The organism is Streptomyces sp. NPDC126510 (genome assembly GCF_040302345.1).
Classification (GTDB): Bacteria; Actinomycetota; Actinomycetes; order Streptomycetales; family Streptomycetaceae; genus Streptomyces.
Window position 1 is genome coordinate 87,297 of record NZ_JBEORR010000004.1, and the last position, 16,488, is coordinate 103,784.

General features: G+C 73.0%; 14 protein-coding genes. 12 read left to right on the forward strand and 2 right to left on the reverse strand.

Annotated elements, in window-relative coordinates; translation table 11 throughout:
- The first annotated feature begins 100 nt into the window (after positions 1-100).
- Together ABTX60_RS06155 and hemW are read left to right on the forward strand one after the other, a co-directional pair.
- Entirely contained in the window at positions 101-2,533 is a 2,433-nt protein-coding gene (locus tag ABTX60_RS06155) for a SpoIIE family protein phosphatase (protein WP_502992282.1), read from the forward strand.
- 27 nt (positions 2,534-2,560) lie between these two features.
- Entirely contained in the window at positions 2,561-3,793 is a 1,233-nt protein-coding gene (gene hemW / locus ABTX60_RS06160; protein ID WP_352095874.1) for a radical SAM family heme chaperone HemW, read from the forward strand.
- Between the two features lie 121 nt (positions 3,794-3,914).
- On the opposite strand, the gene ABTX60_RS06165 is transcribed toward hemW, so the two are convergent.
- On the reverse strand, positions 3,915-4,718 hold the full coding sequence (locus tag ABTX60_RS06165; RefSeq protein WP_352095875.1) for a DUF3097 domain-containing protein: 804 nt from the start codon (positions 4,716-4,718) through the stop codon (positions 3,915-3,917).
- Between the two features lie 31 nt (positions 4,719-4,749).
- Entirely contained in the window at positions 4,750-5,481 is a 732-nt protein-coding gene (locus tag ABTX60_RS06170) for an MBL fold metallo-hydrolase (protein ID WP_352095876.1), read from the reverse strand.
- A 170-nt stretch (positions 5,482-5,651) separates the two neighbouring features.
- Here ABTX60_RS06170 and hrcA point away from each other — a divergent pair, with 170 nt between their 5' ends.
- From hrcA to ABTX60_RS06220, 10 genes are all read left to right on the forward strand, one after another.
- On the forward strand, positions 5,652-6,668 hold the full coding sequence (gene hrcA, locus ABTX60_RS06175; protein WP_033306349.1) for a heat-inducible transcriptional repressor HrcA: 1,017 nt from the start codon (positions 5,652-5,654) through the stop codon (positions 6,666-6,668).
- Entirely contained in the window at positions 6,668-7,804 is a 1,137-nt protein-coding gene (gene dnaJ, locus ABTX60_RS06180; RefSeq protein ID WP_142164010.1) for a molecular chaperone DnaJ, read from the forward strand. Before hrcA ends, dnaJ begins: the two co-directional genes overlap by 1 nt.
- 215 nt (positions 7,805-8,019) lie before the next feature.
- The gene (locus tag ABTX60_RS06185; protein ID WP_352095877.1) at positions 8,020-9,093 is read left to right on the forward strand and encodes a nitronate monooxygenase; all 1,074 of its coding nucleotides are present in this window, start codon (positions 8,020-8,022) and stop codon (positions 9,091-9,093) included.
- On the forward strand, positions 9,090-9,830 hold the full coding sequence (locus ABTX60_RS06190; protein ID WP_352095878.1) for a 16S rRNA (uracil(1498)-N(3))-methyltransferase: 741 nt from the start codon (positions 9,090-9,092) through the stop codon (positions 9,828-9,830). Before ABTX60_RS06185 ends, ABTX60_RS06190 begins: the two co-directional genes overlap by 4 nt.
- Positions 9,831-9,844: 14 nt before the next feature.
- The gene (locus ABTX60_RS06195) at positions 9,845-10,237 is read left to right on the forward strand and encodes a VOC family protein (protein WP_352095879.1); all 393 of its coding nucleotides are present in this window, start codon (positions 9,845-9,847) and stop codon (positions 10,235-10,237) included.
- Positions 10,238-10,286: 49 nt separating this feature from the next.
- Positions 10,287-10,832 (forward strand): hypothetical protein, encoded by a 546-nt coding sequence (locus ABTX60_RS06200; RefSeq protein WP_352095880.1) that lies wholly within the window; start codon positions 10,287-10,289, stop codon positions 10,830-10,832.
- 45 nt (positions 10,833-10,877) lie between these two features.
- Positions 10,878-14,069: a S41 family peptidase gene (locus ABTX60_RS06205; protein WP_352095881.1), complete on the forward strand. Its 3,192-nt coding sequence runs from the start codon at positions 10,878-10,880 to the stop codon at positions 14,067-14,069.
- A gap of 99 nt (positions 14,070-14,168) precedes the next feature.
- Entirely contained in the window at positions 14,169-14,522 is a 354-nt protein-coding gene (locus ABTX60_RS06210; protein WP_352095882.1) for a histidine triad nucleotide-binding protein, read from the forward strand.
- Positions 14,523-14,528: 6 nt separating this feature from the next.
- On the forward strand, positions 14,529-15,470 hold the full coding sequence (locus ABTX60_RS06215; protein ID WP_352095883.1) for a ribonuclease Z: 942 nt from the start codon (positions 14,529-14,531) through the stop codon (positions 15,468-15,470).
- A 20-nt stretch (positions 15,471-15,490) separates the two neighbouring features.
- The gene (locus ABTX60_RS06220; protein ID WP_352095884.1) at positions 15,491-16,483 is read left to right on the forward strand and encodes an adenosine deaminase; all 993 of its coding nucleotides are present in this window, start codon (positions 15,491-15,493) and stop codon (positions 16,481-16,483) included.
- Positions 16,484-16,488 lie beyond the last annotated feature (5 nt).

The window sequence follows — 16,488 nt, forward strand, 5'->3', positions numbered from 1 at the left end:
CGGCCCACTTCGGTAACTCGGCGCTTATGGGCGTGGTCAGTCTGTCACTCTGTCGGCATCGACTGTGGCGTATTCGTACGAACTGCCCGGGGAGCTGTCCATGGGGGCCATTCCGACGCAACGGGAGACCGCCTCCCGTGCCTCAGAAGCGCCTGGAGCCGCTTGGGAGACGCCCGTGCCCGTCCAGGAAGGGCCCGTTCCCGAGGAGCCCGCACCGTCCGCGGAGGTGATGGCACCGACCGCCGGGGCGCTCGCCTCCGACACACGCGCGCCCGCATGCGCGGCGCCCGAGACGGCCGCAGGGGTGCCCGCACCGGAGCGCGCGCGGGCGCACACGACCCTGTCCGGCACCTCTCTCGCCCCGGGCGCCGCCCGCGCCCTGGTGCGCGAGGCTCTCGCCGAGTGGACCGGGCTCGGACTGCCCGGCGCCGAGCACCTCACCGAGCGCCTCGCCGACGACGCCACGCTCGTCGTCAGCGAACTCGTCACCAACGCCGTCGTGCACGCCGGCACCGACGTCGAGACGGAGTTCCGGCTGGAAGGCGTCGAGGGCGGCACCCCGGACACGGCCGCGGTCGTCGTCGAGGTCTCCGACCACCACCCCTCCCGTGCCCCGCGCGGCGGCGAGCCGGAGACCCCGCACGACATCCCCGAGTACGGGCGCGGACTGCGGCTCGTCGGCGCGCTCTGCGAGGCGTGGGGCGTCACGTACCGCACGGGCCGCAAGACCGTGTGGGCCCGGCTGCCCGTCGGCGGCTGCGCGGCGGGCACGCAGATCGAGGCGTACGCCGGGGAGCACGCGCCGGCGCGCGGCCTGCGGATGGCGGAGATCCCGGCACCCGAACCACGCCCGGGTGAGGAGGTGGAGGAGGCCCCGTGGTCCAGGGGCGGCGGAGACGGGTGGGACATGCGTGCGTACCGAGAGCCGTGGGATTCACGGGGCGTTGGCGAGCCGTGGGGCACAAAAGGCGGCGGAGAGCCATGGGATGCGCGGGACGGCGGAGCACTGTGGGGCCCACGAGACGGACAAGAGACGGGGAACTCGCGCCAGGACCGGGAGCACCCGGGCCACGACGGGGAGGCCCAGCCCCGGCCCGGCTCACGGGAGTCCCGTGACCTGCGTGACTGGAACGACCTCCGGGACTGGCGGGACCGGCACGAGAACCGCGACGGACTGAACGGGCCCGACGGCGCCTGGCTCGGCCGCGGCGCCCTGTCCTTCCTCGCCGAGGCCTCCGACCTGCTCGCCGGACAGCTCGACGAGGACCTCGTCGCGGCCCTCGCCGGACAGCTGATCGTGCCCCGGCTGGCCGACTGGTGCGCGGTATGGCTGGAGGACGAGGCCACCGCCGGCGGCTGGAGCGGTGGAGCCGGCCTGGGCGGACCACGCCTCGCCCGGGTCTGGCACGGCAGCGAGAACCGCATCGAGGAGCTGCGCCGCGCCCTGGAGAAAGACCCGCCGCAGCCGTTCGACCCGTTGGGCGCGTCCCCGTTCGAGCGCGGCCGGGACCAGGGCGGGTCCGGGCCCGTCGACTGTCCCTGGCCCGGCGAGGCGCTCGGGGACGGCGAGCCCGGCTCGGCCCTCGCGTACCGGCTGGTCGCAGGGGGACGCCCGCTGGGCACCCTCGTCATCGGGCGGTCCGGACCGGCCGGCTTCCCCGACGAGATCACCGGCCTCGTCGAGGACCTCAGCCGCCGGGTGGCCCTCGCCATCGGCGCCGCCCGCCAGTACGCCCGGCAGGCCACCATCAGCGCCGTGCTCCAGCGCGGGCTGCTGCCCGGCGCCGTGGCCGAGATCCCCGGCGTGCGCAGCGCCCTCGTCTACGAGCCGTGCGACAAGGGCGGCCCCAGCGGTGACTTCTACGACCTGTTCCCGGCCGGCGACGGCCGCTGGTGCTTCGCCGTCGGCGACGTCCAGGGCAAGGGCCCCGAGGCGGCCGTCGTGATCGGGCTGGCCCGGCCCTGGCTGCGGCTGCTGGCCCGCGAGGGCTACCGGGTCGCCGACGTCCTCGACCGCCTCAACCAGCTCCTGCTGGACGACGCCACGGAGGCCGCCGACGCGGCCGCCCGGGCGCTGGTCGCCGCGGGCGCGCGACCGACCCAGCCCGGCGACGGTCCCCAGACCCGCTTCCTGTCGCTGCTCTACGGCGAGCTCGTCCCCTTCGACGGTGGTGTCCGCTGCACCGTGGCCTCCGCCGGGCACCCGCTGCCCCTGCTGCTGGGGGCGGGCGGCGAGGTGCACACGACCGCGCAGCCCCAGACCCTCCTCGGCGTCGTCGAGGACGCCACCTACACCAGCGACACCTTCGAGCTGCGGTCCGGCGACACCCTGCTCTGCGTCACCGACGGAGTGACCGAGCGCCGCTCGGGCTCCCGCCAGTTCGACGACGGGGACGGACTCGCGGCGGCGCTGGCCGGGTGCGCCGGCCTGGACGCGGAGCTCATAGCCGAGCGGATCAGACGGCTCGTGCACGAATTCGGGGCCCGGCCCCCGGCGGACGATCTGGCGCTGCTGGTGCTCCAGGCGGACTGACCGCCCGGGTGCTGGACAATGGAGGGCATGCCTTCCGCACTTCCCGACGGCGAGCCCGTCCCCGACGACGGCGCGCTGCCCGCGTCCGCCCTCGCCGGGGCCGCCGACCGTCCGCTCGGGTTCTACCTGCACGTCCCGTACTGCGCCACCCGCTGCGGCTACTGCGACTTCAACACGTACACCGCGACCGAGCTGCGCGGCAGCGGCGGCGTGCTGGCGTCCCGCGACAACTATGCCGAGACGCTGGCCGACGAGATCCGGCTGGCGCGCAAGGTGCTGGGGGACGATCCGCGGCCGGTGCGGACGGTGTTCGTGGGCGGCGGCACGCCCACGTTGCTGGACGCCGGTGATCTCGTACGGATGCTGAAGGCCGTGCGGGACGAGTTCGGGCTGGCGGAGGACGCCGAGGTCACGACCGAGGCGAACCCGGAGTCGGTCGACCCCGCGTACCTGGCCGCCCTGCGCGAAGGGGGCTTCAACCGGATCTCCTTCGGGATGCAGAGCGCGCGGCAGCACGTGCTGAAGGTGCTGGACCGTACGCACACGCCGGGGCGGCCCGAGGCCTGTGTGGCGGAGGCCCGGGCGGCCGGGTTCGAGCACGTCAACCTCGACCTGATCTACGGCACTCCCGGGGAGTCCGACGACGACTGGCGGGCCTCGCTGGACGCGGTGCTGGGCGCCGGGCCGGACCATGTCAGCGCGTACGCCCTGATCGTCGAGGAGGGCACGCAGCTGGCCCGTCGTATCCGCCGGGGCGAGGTGCCGATGACCGACGACGACGTCCACGCCGACCGGTACCTGATCGCGGACGAGGTGCTCTCCGGCGCGGGCTTCGAGTGGTACGAGGTGTCGAACTGGGCGACCTCTCAGGCCGGGCGGTGCCTGCACAACGAGCTGTACTGGCGGGGGGCCGACTGGTGGGGGGCCGGGCCCGGTGCGCACAGCCATGTGGGCGGGGTGCGGTGGTGGAACGTGAAGCATCCGGGGGCGTACGCGGCCGCGCTGGCGGCGGGGCGGTCGCCGGGGGCCGGGCGTGAGGTGCTCTCGGAGGAGGACCGGCGGGTCGAGCGGATTCTGCTGGAGCTGCGGCTCAAGGAGGGTGTGCCGTTGTCGCTGCTGCGGGAGGAGGGGCTTGCGGCGTCTCGGCGGGCCTTGTCCGAAGGGTTGCTTCAGAAAGAGCCGTATGCGGAGGGGCGGGCTGTGCTGACCTTGCGCGGGCGGTTGCTGGCGGACGGGGTTGTGCGCGATCTCGTGGACTGAGGTGCTCGGCGTCGGTGCCGGGCGCGGGGGGTTCCGCAGCCCGGCGTAGCGGGGTGCGGCTGCGCCCACCCGTGCCGCCCCAGCGGCACGATTGCCCGTAGCTAAGAGCAGCTGAGACCGGCTACGGCGCCGTCACGAAGTCGATCAGTTCCTCCACCCGGCCCAGCAGCTCCGGCTCCAGGTCCTTGTACGAGTGGACGCCCGACAGGATCCGCTGCCATGCGGCGCCTGTGTTCTCCGGCCAGCCCAGGGCCCGGCACACGCCCGTCTTCCAGTCCTGACCGCGCGGGACCCGGGGCCAGGCGGCGATGCCCAGCGACTGCGGCTTCACCGCCTCCCAGATGTCGATGTAGGGGTGGCCCACGACCAGGGCGTGCTCGCTCGTCACCGACTGTGCGATGCGCCACTCCTTCGAGCCCGGTACGAGGTGGTCCACCAGGACGCCCAGGCGCGCGTCCGGCCCGGGGGCGAACTCGGAGACGATCGACGGCAGGTCGTCGACGCCCTCCAGGTACTCCACGACCACGCCCTCGATGCGCAGGTCGTCGCCCCACACCTTCTCGACCAGCTCGGCGTCGTGGCGGCCCTCGACGTAGATGCGGCCGGCCCGGGCCACACGGGCGCGTGCGCCGGGGACGGCGACCGACCCCGAGGCCGTGCGGGTGGGACGCGCCGGGCCGCCGGGCGCGGGCCGGACGAGGGTCACCACCCTGCCCTCCAGCAGGAAGCCGCGCGGCTCCATCGGGAACACCCGGTGCTTGCCGAAGCGGTCCTCCAGCGTGACCGTGCCCGCCTCGCAGCCGATCACCGCGCCGCAGAAACCGGTCCCCGGCTCCTCCACCACCAGGCCCGGCTCCGCCGCCACCTCGGGCACCGGCTTCGGCTTCTTCCACGGCGGGGTCAGGTCGGCGGAGTACTGGCGCATTCGGATGACGATAGGAGAAGGCGGACGGCGATCACCGCGACACGCCGAAACGCGCCGCCAGCGCGTCCCGTTGCGCCCGCACGAACGCCGCGTCCACCACCGCTCCGTGACCGGGCACGTACACCGCGTCCTCGCCGCCCAGGTCGAGCAGCCGGTCCAGGGCGGCAGGCCAGTGCGAGGGCACCGCGTCGGGGCCCGCCTGCGGCTCGCCCGACTCCTCGACCAGGTCGCCGCAGAACACCACCTCCGGATCACCGGGCACCAGCACCGCCAGGTCGTGCGCGGTGTGCCCCGGCCCGACGTTCGCCAGCAGCACCTGCCGGCCGCCGCCCAGGTCGAGCGTCCACTCACCGGAGACCAGGTGGCCGGGCGGGACCAGCCGCTCCGCCGCCTCCTCGGCCGTGGGCGCCGCCAGGCCCTGGCGCACCGCGTCCTCCCGCAGCTCCTCGCGGTCCCGCACCCGTGACAGCACCGCGTCCACGCCCACCGCGCCGAACACCTCGGCGTCCGGGAGTGCCGCTGCGCCGAAGACATGGTCGAAGTGCGGGTGGGTCAGCGCGATATGTGTCACACGGTGGCCTGTGAGCGCCCGCGCCTGCGCGGCCAGTTTCGCGCCCTCGGCGAGGCTCGACCCCGCGTCGATCATGAGGACCGCCCCCTCGCCGGCGACCAGCCCCGTCGTGCAGTCCCACACCGGCAGCCGGCACCGCCCCACACCGGCGGCCACGCGCTCCCATCCGAGGTCTTCCCAAGTCACCGTCATACGGCGACGCTAGCGGTGCGCCCCGCTCGGGGCACGGCGTCGCACGACCAGCCTTGCCGGGGGTGTACCCCACCGCCGTACACTGGGCCGGGGATGCTGGCACTCGCACGCGCAGAGTGCCAGGCCGGACCGGCAGGGCAAGCAGGCGGAGACTTCTGGAGGTGTGCGCGATGCTCAGTGAACGCAGGCTGCAGGTGCTGCGCGCCATCGTCCAGGACTACGTCGGCACCGAGGAGCCGGTGGGCTCCAAGGCCCTCACCGAGCGGCACAGCCTCGGCGTCTCCCCGGCCACCGTCCGCAACGACATGGCGGCCCTCGAGGACGAGGGGTACATCGCCCAGCCGCACACCAGCGCCGGGCGCATCCCCACCGACAAGGGCTACCGACTGTTCGTCGACAAGCTCGCCGGCGTCAAGCCGATGACCGCGCCCGAGCGGCGCGCGATCCAGAACTTCCTCGAGGGTGCCGTCGACCTCGACGACGTCGTGGCGCGCACGGTGCGGCTGCTCGCGCAGCTCACGCGTCAGGTCGCCGTCGTGCAGTACCCGTCGCTGACCCGCTCGACCGTGCGGCACGTGGAGTTGCTCTCCCTGGCGCCCGCGCGCGTGATGCTCGTGCTGATCACGGACACCGGGCGGGTCGAGCAGCGGGTGGTCGACTGCCCGGCGCCCTTCGGCGACGCCTCACTCGCGGATCTGCGCGCGCGGCTCAACAGCCGCGTGGCGAACCGGCGTTTCGCGGATGTGCCGAGTCTGGTGGAGGATCTCCCGGAGGCGTTCGAGCACGAGGACCGGGGTACGGTCTCTACGGTGCTCTCCACACTTCTGGAGACGCTCGTCGAGGAGAACGAGGAGCGGCTGATGATCGGCGGCACCGCCAATCTGACCCGCTTCGGGCATGACTTCCCTCTCACGATCCGGCCGGTGCTGGAGGCGCTTGAGGAGCAGGTCGTGCTCCTCAAGCTGCTCGGCGAGGCCAAGGATCCGGGCGTGACCGTACGGATCGGTCACGAGAACGCCCACGAAGGACTCAACTCCACGTCCGTCGTGTCGGTCGGCTACGGTTCGGGCGGCGAGGCAGTCGCCAAGCTCGGCGTGGTCGGACCGACCCGCATGGACTACCCGGGAACGATGGGAGCGGTACGCGCAGTGGCACGGTACGTCGGACAGATCCTGGCGGAGTCGTAGTGGCCACGGACTACTACGCCGTACTCGGCGTGCGCCGCGACGCGTCGCAGGAAGAGATCAAGAAGGCCTTCCGGCGGCTCGCGCGCGAGCTGCACCCGGACGTCAACCCCGATCCGAAGACCCAGGAGCGGTTCAAGGAGATCAACGCCGCTTACGAGGTGCTGTCGGACCCGCAGAAGAAGCAGGTCTACGACCTCGGCGGCGACCCGCTCTCGCAGGCCGGAGGCGGCGGTGCGGGCGGCTTCGGAGCCGGTGGCTTCGGCAACTTCTCGGACATCATGGACGCGTTCTTCGGCACGGCGTCGCAGCGCGGACCGCGCTCGCGCACCCGCCGCGGCCAGGACGCGATGATCCGTATCGAGGTCGAGCTCGACGAGGCGGCCTTCGGCACGACCAAGGACATCCAGGTCGACACGGCCGTCGTCTGCAACACCTGCAGTGGTGAGGGCGCGGCCCCGGGCACCTCCGCCCAGACGTGTGACATGTGCCGCGGCCGCGGTGAGGTCTCGCAGGTGACCCGGTCCTTCCTGGGCCAGGTCATGACGTCCCGCCCGTGCCCGCAGTGCCAGGGCTTCGGCACGGTCGTCCCGACGCCGTGCCCGGAGTGCGCCGGCGACGGCCGCGTCCGGTCCCGCCGGACGCTCACGGTCAAGATCCCGGCCGGTGTGGACAACGGCACGCGGATCCAGCTCGCCGGCGAGGGCGAGGTCGGTCCCGGCGGCGGCCCGGCCGGTGACCTCTACGTCGAGATCCACGAGCTGCCGCACAGCACGTTCCAGCGGCGCGGCGACGACCTGCACTGCACGGTGACGATCCCCATGACGGCGGCGTCCCTCGGCACGAAGGTGCCGCTGGAGACGCTCGACGGCATGGAGGAGGTCGACATCCGCCCGGGCACCCAGTCCGGCCAGTCGATCCCGCTGCACGGCCGGGGCGTCACGCACCTGCGCGGCGGCGGTCGCGGCGACCTCATCGTCCACGTCGAGGTCCAGACCCCGACCAAGCTCGACCCCGAGCAGGAGCGCCTGCTGCGCGAGCTCTCCAAACTCCGCGGCGAGGAACGCCCCACGGGGCAGTTCCAGCCGGGGCAGCAGGGGTTGTTCTCGCGGCTGAAGGATGCCTTCAACGGGCGCTGACACGGCTGGTCCGGCTGCCTGCCGGGGGTCCGGGGGTCGTCCCCCGGGCAGGCACAGTCAGCCGGGCCAGCAGGGGTTGTTCTCGCGGTTGAAGGACGCGTTCAACGGGCGCTGACCGGGGGAGCCTCCGGCCATGGGAGGTGCCTGTTCCTCTGGTCTATGCCAGTGGGCAGGCCGGTTTCGGAGTGGTGCGGAGGACGTGACAACATGCGGTCATGTCCTCCGCACTGACCGATCTCTTCCCCCACCCGATCGTGCAGGCCCCCATGGCGGGTGGCGTCTCCGTGCCGCAGCTCGCCGCCGCCGTGTGCGAGGCGGGCGGGCTCGGGTTCCTCGCCGCCGGGTACAAGACCCCCGACGGGATGTACCAGGAGATCAAGCAGCTCCGGAGCCTCACGAGCAGGCCCTTCGGCGTCAACGTCTTCATGCCGCAGCCGGAGTACGCCGACCCCGCCGCCGTCGACGTCTACGCCCACCAGCTCGCCGGCGAGGCCACCTGGTACGAGGCCGAGCTCGGCGACCCGGACAGCGGACGCGATGACGGCTTCGAGGCCAAGCTCGTGGTGCTGCGCGACAACCCCGTGCCGGTGGTGTCCTTCCACTTCGGCGTCCCGAGCCGCGAGGTCGTCGACGCCCTGCACCGCGTCGGCACCTTCGTCCTGGCCGCCGCGACCACCCCCGACGAGGCCCGGGCCGTCGAACGGGCGGGTGCGGACGGGGTCATCGCCCAGGGCGTCGAGGCCGGCGGCCACCAGGGCACCCACCGGGACATCCCCGAGACCGACCGTTCCGGCATCGGCCTGCTGTCGCTGATCGCGCAGGTCCGTGAGGCCGTGAGCATCCCGATCATCGCCGCCGGCGGCATCATGCGCGGCAGCCAGATCGCCGGTGTCCTCGCCGCGGGCGCGAGCGCGGCCCAGCTGGGCACCGCCTTCCTCGCCACGCACGAGTCGGGGGCGAACGCCCTGCACAAGCAGGCGCTGACCAACCCCCTCTTCGTGCGCACGGAGTTGACCCGGGCCTTCTCCGGCCGCCCGGCACGCGGGCTCGTCAACCGGTTCCTGCGCGAGCACGGCCCGTACGCGCCCGCCGCCTACCCCGAGATCCACCACCTCACCTCGCCGCTGCGCAAGGCCGCCGCCAAGGCCGGGGACGCGCAGGGCATGGCGCTGTGGGCCGGGCAGGGGCACCGGATGGCGCGGGAGCTGCCCGCCGGGCGGCTGGTGGAGGTGCTGGCCGGTGAACTGGCCGGCGCCCGTGCCTCGTTGACCGGTGGGGGCGTGCTGTGACCGCGCCGGTGTTCGTGGTCGAGCACTTCGACGCGGGCGGTGGCGGCCGGTACGTCCTCGACGGGCCGGAAGGACGGCACGCCGTCTCCGTGAAGCGGCTGCGCGCCGGTGAGGACGTCGTCCTCACGGACGGGTCCGGCCGCTGGGCGGACTGCGTCGTGCTCGACACCGAGGGCAAGGACCGGCTGATCCTCCAGCTGGACTCGGTGCACGAGGAGCCCGCCGAGGAGCCCCGGGTCACCGTCGTCCAGGCGCTGCCCAAGGGCGACCGGGGGGAACTCGCCGTCGAGACGATGACCGAGGTCGGCGTCGACGCGATCGTGCCGTGGGCGGCGGCGCGCTGCATCACGCAGTGGAAGGGCGACCGCGGAGCGAAGGCCCTGGGCAAATGGCGGGCCACGGCCCGGGAGGCCGGCAAACAGTCCCGCCGGGTGCGCTTCCCGGAGGTCGCGGAGGCTGCCACGACCAAGCAGGTCGGCTCCCTGCTGGCCGGAGCGGACTTCGCCGCCGTGCTGCACGAGAGCGGGGACACGCCCCTGGCCACGGCCGAACTGCCGGCCACCGGCGAGATCGTGCTGGTCGTGGGGCCCGAGGGGGGCGTGGCGCCGGAGGAGCTGGCGCAGTTCGAGGAGGCGGGGGCGCAGGCGTACCGCCTCGGGCGCAGTGTGCTGCGCACATCGACTGCCGGGACGGCCGCCGCGGCCGTGCTCCTGGCACGCACCGGACGCTGGTCCTGACCTCTGGAGGCACCGTGGAACTCGCACAGGTCCGTCTGCTCGTGACCGATTTCTCCGCCTGTTACCGCTTCTACGGCGAAGTCCTCGGCCTCAAGCCGCAGTCGGGGGCTGCGGACGGGCCGTACGAGAAGTTCAGCCCCGCGGTCGGTTCCGCGGGAATCGCCCTCCAGGACCGGTCGATGATGGCCGAGGTGCTCGGCGAACTGGGTGACACGGCGGCCGGCCACCGCTCCCTGGTCGTGCTGCGGGTGGACGGGCTGGACGCGTACTGCGAGGAGATCACGATGCGCGGCGCCACGGTGCTGCGCGGCCCGGCGCCCATGACGGACCGCATGCGGGTGGCCCATCTCAAGGACCCCGAGGGCAACTTGGTGGAGCTTCAGGAGTGGCTGCTGCTGCGCGGCTGACGCCTTTGCGCCCTACCGCGCGGCCTCCGGCAGTGGCAGGCTCCCTTCCATGGGGGCTTCGAGAAGGAAACGGCCGGGGCCGCGCGGCCGGCGGGTTGCGGTCGCGGCGACGTTCGCCGTCGTGGCCGTGGGCGGCGCCGTCGCCTGCGAGCCCGGCAGTGTCAGCGCCGCGTCCGTCGCGTACACCACCGACCAGACCGTGACCAAAGAGCTCAACCGGCAGAAGGCGGACGTACGGTGGCTCACGTGCACCGCCTCCTACGGGGAGAACGGCGGGAAGTCGTCACCCTCGGCGCGTGAGCGGACCGTCGCGACCGTCGACTGCGAGGGCGAGACCGACGACGGCAAGGACATCACCGTCGACGGCAAGGTCACCCACGCGGTGAACGGCGCCTGCGTACGCGGGAACATCACCGCCAAGGTGGACGGCAAGGTGTGGTTCGAGGTCGACGGCCTCGGCGACTGCGACTCCACCAGCCCGCCGCCCGTCGGCGGCCCCCCGAACGGGCAGCCCGGGCCGACGGTCACCGTGACCGTCACCCAGACCATCTGGTGCGAGCGGTATCCGGACTGCCGCCCTGTCGAGGGCAAGTGATCGGAACCCTGTCCGCGCGGCGTCGTCCCTGCATAGGGTGATCGGGTGACATCGCCTGCTTACCTCCGGTTCCCCCATGTGCGCGGCGACCTGGTCGCCTTCACCGCCGAGGACGACGTGTGGCTCGCTCCACTCGACGGCGGCCGGGCCTGGCGGGTCAGCGCCGACAACATGCCGGTGACCCAGCCCCGCATCTCGCCCGACGGCACCACCGTCGCCTGGACCTCCACCCGTGACGGCGCCCCCGAGGTGTTCATCGCCGCGGTCGACGGCGGTCCGGCCAGGCGGCTGACGTACTGGGGGAGTCTCAAGACACAGGTGCGGGGCTGGACCTCGGACGGCGAGGTCCTGGCGATCAGCACCCAGGGCCAGGCGAGCCTGCGCCGCACCTGGGCGCGCGCCGTCCCGCTCGACGGCGGCCCGGCCACCACCCTGCCGTACGGCCCCGTCGGCGACGTCGCGCACGGCCCGCACACGGTGCTGCTGTCCGCCCCCATGGGCCGTGAGGCGGCCTGGTGGAAGCGGTACCGCGGCGGCACGGCGGGCAAGCTGTGGATCGACCCCGAGGACAGCGGGGAGTTCGTGCGGCTGCACGAGGACATCGACGGCAACATCGAGTACCCGCTGTGGGTCGGGGACCGGATCGGTTTCCTCTCCGACCACGAGGGCACCGGAGCGCTCTACTCCTCCCTCGCCGACGGCTCCGACCTGCGCCGGCACACCCCTCTCGACGGCTTCTACGCCCGGCACGCCGCGAGCGACGGAACCCGGGTCGTCTACTCCTGCGCCGGTGAACTGTGGGTGCTGGACGACCTGGAGGGCGCCGAGCCCCGGCGGCTGGAGGTGCGGCTGGGCGGACAGCGCACCGATCTCCAGCCGTTCCCGGTGAACGCCTCCCGGTGGTTCGGCTCGGCGTCCCCGGACCACACCGCACGCGGCAGCGCCGTCGCCGTACGCGGCTCCGTGCACTGGGTCACCCACCGCTCCGGCCCGGCCCGCGCGCTGGCCGCGACACCGGGCGTACGGGCCCGGCTGCCCCGGACGTTCCGCGCGGACGGCGAGCAGTGGGTGGTGTGGGTGACGGACGCCGAGGGCGACGACGCCCTGGAGTTCGCGCCGGCCACCGGACTCGCCCCCGGGGCGACCCCCCGCCGGATCGCCGCCGGGCAGCTCGGCCGGGTGCTGGACCTCGCCATGGCGCCCGACGGCAGCCGTGCCGCCGTGTCCTGCCACGACGGGCGCCTGCTGCTGGTGGAGCGGGAGACGGGCGAGGTGCGGGAGATCGACCGCAGCGAGGACGGCGACGTGTCGGGCCTGGTGTTCTCGCCCGACTCGTCCTGGCTGGCCTGGTCCCACCCCGGCCCCCGGCCGCTGTGCCAGCTGAAACTCGCCAACACCACCGACCTGTCGGTCACCGAGGCCACCCCACTGCGGTTCCAGGACTACGCGCCCGCGTTCACCCTGGACGGCAAGCACCTCGCGTTCCTGTCGACCCGCTCCTTCGACCCGGTCTACGACGAGCACGTCTTCGACCTGTCCTTCGTGGTGGGCGCCCGGCCGCATCTGATCACCCTCGCGGCCACCACGCCCTCCCCGTTCGGGCCGCAGCGGCACGGCCGGTCCTTCGAGACGCCCGACCGGGAGGAGACCCCCGACAGCGAGGGCACCCCCACCACCCGCATCGACCTCGAAGGTCTCGCCGACCGCATCGTGCCCTTCCCGGTCGAGGCCGCCCGCTACACCGACCTGCGCGCCGCCAAGGACGGCGTCCTGTGGCTGCGCCATCCGGTCGCCGGGGTGCTCGGCGCTTCCCGGGCCACTCCGGACGACCCCGATCCCAAGTCCGAGCTGGAGCGCTACGACCTCGCCCAGCAGCGCCTGGAACATCTCGCCGTGGACGCCGACCACTTCGCGGTCAGCGGTGACGGCAAGCGGGTGCTGCTGTGGACGGACGGGCGGCTGAAGGTCGTCCCCAGCGACCGGCGCGCCTCCGGCGACGACGACAGCGACTCCAACATCACCATCGACCTGGGCCGCGTGCGCCAGATCGTCGACCCGGCGGCCGAGTGGCGCCAGATGTTCGACGAGAACGGCCGCATCATGCGGGACCACTTCTGGCGGCCGGACATGAGCGGCGTCGACTGGGACGGCGTCCTCGACCGCTACCGCCCGGTCGTGGAGCGGCTCGCCACCCACGACGACCTGGTCGATCTGCTGTGGGAGGTCCAGGGCGAGCTCGGCACCTCGCACGCCTACGTCATCCCGCGCGGCGGACATGGCGGCGGCCCCCGCCAAGGCCTGCTCGGGGCGGACATCTCCCGCCACGAGGACGGCAGTTGGCGGGTCGACCGCATCCTGCCCTCCGAGACCTCCGACCCGGACGCCCGCAGCCCGCTGGCCGCACCGGGCGTCGCGGTACGGCCCGGGGACGCCATAGTCGCGGTCGCGGGACAACCGGTCGACCCCGTTCTCGGCCCCGGCCCGCTGCTGATCGGCACGGCGAACAAGCCGGTGGAGCTGACCATCTCCCCGTCGGGCGGCGGCGACCCCCGGCACGCCGTCGTCGTCCCGGTCGCCGACGAAGAACCCCTGCGCTACCACGCCTGGGTCGCCGACCGCCGCGCCTACGTCCACGAGAAGTCCGGCGGCCGCCTCGGCTACCTCCACGTTCCCGACATGCAGGCCCCCGGCTGGGCCCAGATCCACCGCGACCTGCGCGTCGAGGTCGCCCGCGAGGGCCTGGTCGTCGACGTCCGCGAGAACCGGGGCGGCCACACCTCCCAACTGGTCGTCGAGAAGCTGGCCCGCCGCATCGTCGGCTGGGCCGTCCCGCGCGGCATGCGCCCCTACAGCTACCCGGAGGACGCCCCGCGCGGCCCCGTCGTGGCCGTCGCCAACGAGTTCTCCGGCTCCGACGGCGACATCGTCAACGCGGCCATCAAGGCCCTGGGCCTCGGCCCGGTCGTCGGCACCCGCACCTGGGGCGGCGTCATCGGCATCGACAGCCGCTACCGCCTGGTCGACGGCACTCTGGTCACCCAGCCCAAGTACGCGTTCTGGCTGGAGGGCTACGAGTGGGGAGTGGAGAACCACGGCGTCGACCCGGATGTGGAGGTCGTGCAGCGCCCCCAGGACTACGCGGCGGGCCGGGACACCCAACTGGACGAGGCCATCCGACTGGCACTGGAGAGCCTGGAGACGGCACCCGCCAAAATGCCTCCAGGCCTGCCCGCCTAAGGGGCGCGGGGGACTGCGCGACCAGCCACAACGCACCTGCGCAAGACGACGATACGATGCCCGAGTCGGACCTACATTCGGCCAACCCCCGGAGGGAAAATGGCAGGGGAACCCCAGGAAGACTGCCTGTTCTGCAAGATCGTCGCAGGCACCATCCCGGCGACGATCGTCCGCCAGACGGAGACGACCATCGCGTTCCGCGACATCAACCCCCAGGCCCCCACCCACGTCCTGATCATCCCCAAGGCGCACCACGAGAACGCCGCCGCCCTCGCCGCCGCCGACCCGGCCCTCACCGCGGACGTGCTCCGCGAGGCCCAGGCCGTCGCCGACGAGGAGAAGCTCGACAGCTACCGCCTCGTCTTCAACACGGGCAGCGGCGCCGGCCAGACGGTCTGGCACGTGCACGGCCACGTGCTCGGCGGCCGCGGCCTCGAATGGCCCCCCGGGTAGTCCGCCTTGTCCGTACGTGAACTCGTGGTCCTCGGCACCGCCAGCCAGGTCCCGACCCGGCACCGCAACCACAACGGCTACCTGCTGCGCTGGGACGGCGAGGGCATCCTGTTCGACCCCGGCGAGGGCACGCAGCGCCAGATGCTGCGCGCCGGGGTCGCCGCGCACGACCTGAACCGGATCTGCGTCACGCACTTCCACGGCGACCACTCCCTCGGCCTCGCCGGGGTGATCCAGCGGATCAACCTCGACAAGGTCCCGCACGAGATCACCGCCCACTACCCCCGCTCCGGGCAGCGCTTCTTCGACCGGCTCCGGTACGCCACCGCCTACCGCGAGACCGTCGGCATCACCGAGGCCCCGGTCGCCGCGGACGGGCCCCTCGCCCGTACGGACGGCTACACGCTCCAGGCCCGGAAGCTGTCCCACCCCGTGGAGTCGTACGGCTACCGGATCGTCGAGCCCGACGGCCGCCGCATGCTGCCCGAGCGGCTCGCCGCGCACGGCATCAAGGGGCCGGACGTGGGCCGGCTCCAGCGCGAAGGCGCGCTCGGCGGGGTCTCACTGGAGGACGTGAGCGAGGTGCGGCGCGGGCAGCGGTTCGCGTTCGTCATGGACACCCGGCTCTGCGACGGCGTGCACGCGCTCGCCGAGGGCTGCGACATGCTCGTCATCGAGTCGACGTTCCTCGACGAGGACGAGGAACTCGCCGTGGAACACGGGCACCTGACGGCAGGTCAGGCGGCGCGGGTGGCCCGGGACGGCGGGGTGCGGCACCTCGTGCTGACCCACTTCAGCCAGCGCTATACGGATCGTGGGGGCCCCTCCCGCTCGAGCGAAGCCGAGAGTGGGGGAGAGTTCGAGCGGCAGGCCCGGGCCGCCGGGTACGACGGTGAGCTGACCGTGGCCCACGATCTACTCAGGGTGCCGGTTCCGAAGCGTCGGTGAAACGGCCGTACGATGAGTTGATGTCCCTCCCCAAAGCCGAACTGCACCTTCACATCGAAGGCACCCTGGAACCGGAGCTCGCCTTCGAGCTCGCCGCGCGCAACGGCGTCACGCTGCCCTACGCCGACACGGACGAGCTGCGCGAGGCCTACCGGTTCGAGGACCTGCAGTCCTTCCTGAACCTGTACTACGAGCTCATGGCCGTCCTGCGCACCGAGCGGGACTTCGAGGACCTGGCGAACGCCTATCTCGCCCGGGCCGCCGCGCAGGGCGTGCGGCACGCGGAGATCTTCTTCGACCCGCAGGCCCACACCAGCCGCGGCCTGGAGATCGGCACGGTCGTCGAGGGGCTGTGGCGGGCGCTCGGGAACAGCGAGGCCAATCACGGTGTCTCGACCCGCCTGATCCTGTGCTTCCTGCGCGACGAGTCCGCCGAATCGGCCCTGGCCACGCTGGACGCGGCGAAGCCGTACCTGGACCGGATCACCGGCGTCGGCCTGGACTCCGCCGAGGTCGGACACCCTCCGGTGAAGTTCCGCGAGGTCTACGAGGCCGCCGCCGCGCTCGGTCTGCGGCGCGTCGCCCACGCCGGCGAGGAGGGCCCGCCGGAGTACATCACCGAGGCGCTGGACATCCTCGGCGTGGAGCGCGTCGACCACGGGCTGCGCTGCGTGGAGGACCCGGCGCTGGTGGAGCGGCTGGTGCGCGACCGGGTGCCGCTGACACTGTGCCCGCTGTCCAACGTCCGGCTGCGCACGGTCGACACCCTCGCCGACCACCCGCTGCCCGCCATGCTCGACGCGGGCCTCATGTGCACGGTCAACTCCGACGACCCGGCCTACTTCGGCGGCTACGCCGGCGACAACTTCGACGCAGTGCGCGCCACCCTCGGGCTCACCGAGGAGCGGCTGCGCGAGCTCGCCCGCAACTCCTTCCTCGCCTCCTTCCTGGAGGACGACGAGGAGCTGCGGGCGCGGTATCTCGCCGAGGTGGAGTCCTACACCTTCGGATAGTCCGA

Coding starts and splice junctions, on each gene's coding strand:
- ABTX60_RS06170 (WP_352095876.1), bottom strand. CDS start 5,481: ATGACGGTGACTTGGGAAGACCTCGGATGGGAGCGCGTGGCCGCCGGT.
- ABTX60_RS06165 (WP_352095875.1), bottom strand. CDS start 4,718: ATGCGCCAGTACTCCGCCGACCTGACCCCGCCGTGGAAGAAGCCGAAG.
- hemW (WP_352095874.1), top strand. CDS start 2,561: ATGCCTTCCGCACTTCCCGACGGCGAGCCCGTCCCCGACGACGGCGCG.
- ABTX60_RS06220 (WP_352095884.1), top strand. CDS start 15,491: ATGTCCCTCCCCAAAGCCGAACTGCACCTTCACATCGAAGGCACCCTG.
- ABTX60_RS06185 (WP_352095877.1), top strand. CDS start 8,020: ATGTCCTCCGCACTGACCGATCTCTTCCCCCACCCGATCGTGCAGGCC.
- ABTX60_RS06200 (WP_352095880.1), top strand. CDS start 10,287: ATGGGGGCTTCGAGAAGGAAACGGCCGGGGCCGCGCGGCCGGCGGGTT.
- ABTX60_RS06155 (WP_502992282.1), top strand. CDS start 101: ATGGGGGCCATTCCGACGCAACGGGAGACCGCCTCCCGTGCCTCAGAA.
- hrcA (WP_033306349.1), top strand. CDS start 5,652: ATGCTCAGTGAACGCAGGCTGCAGGTGCTGCGCGCCATCGTCCAGGAC.
- ABTX60_RS06210 (WP_352095882.1), top strand. CDS start 14,169: ATGGCAGGGGAACCCCAGGAAGACTGCCTGTTCTGCAAGATCGTCGCA.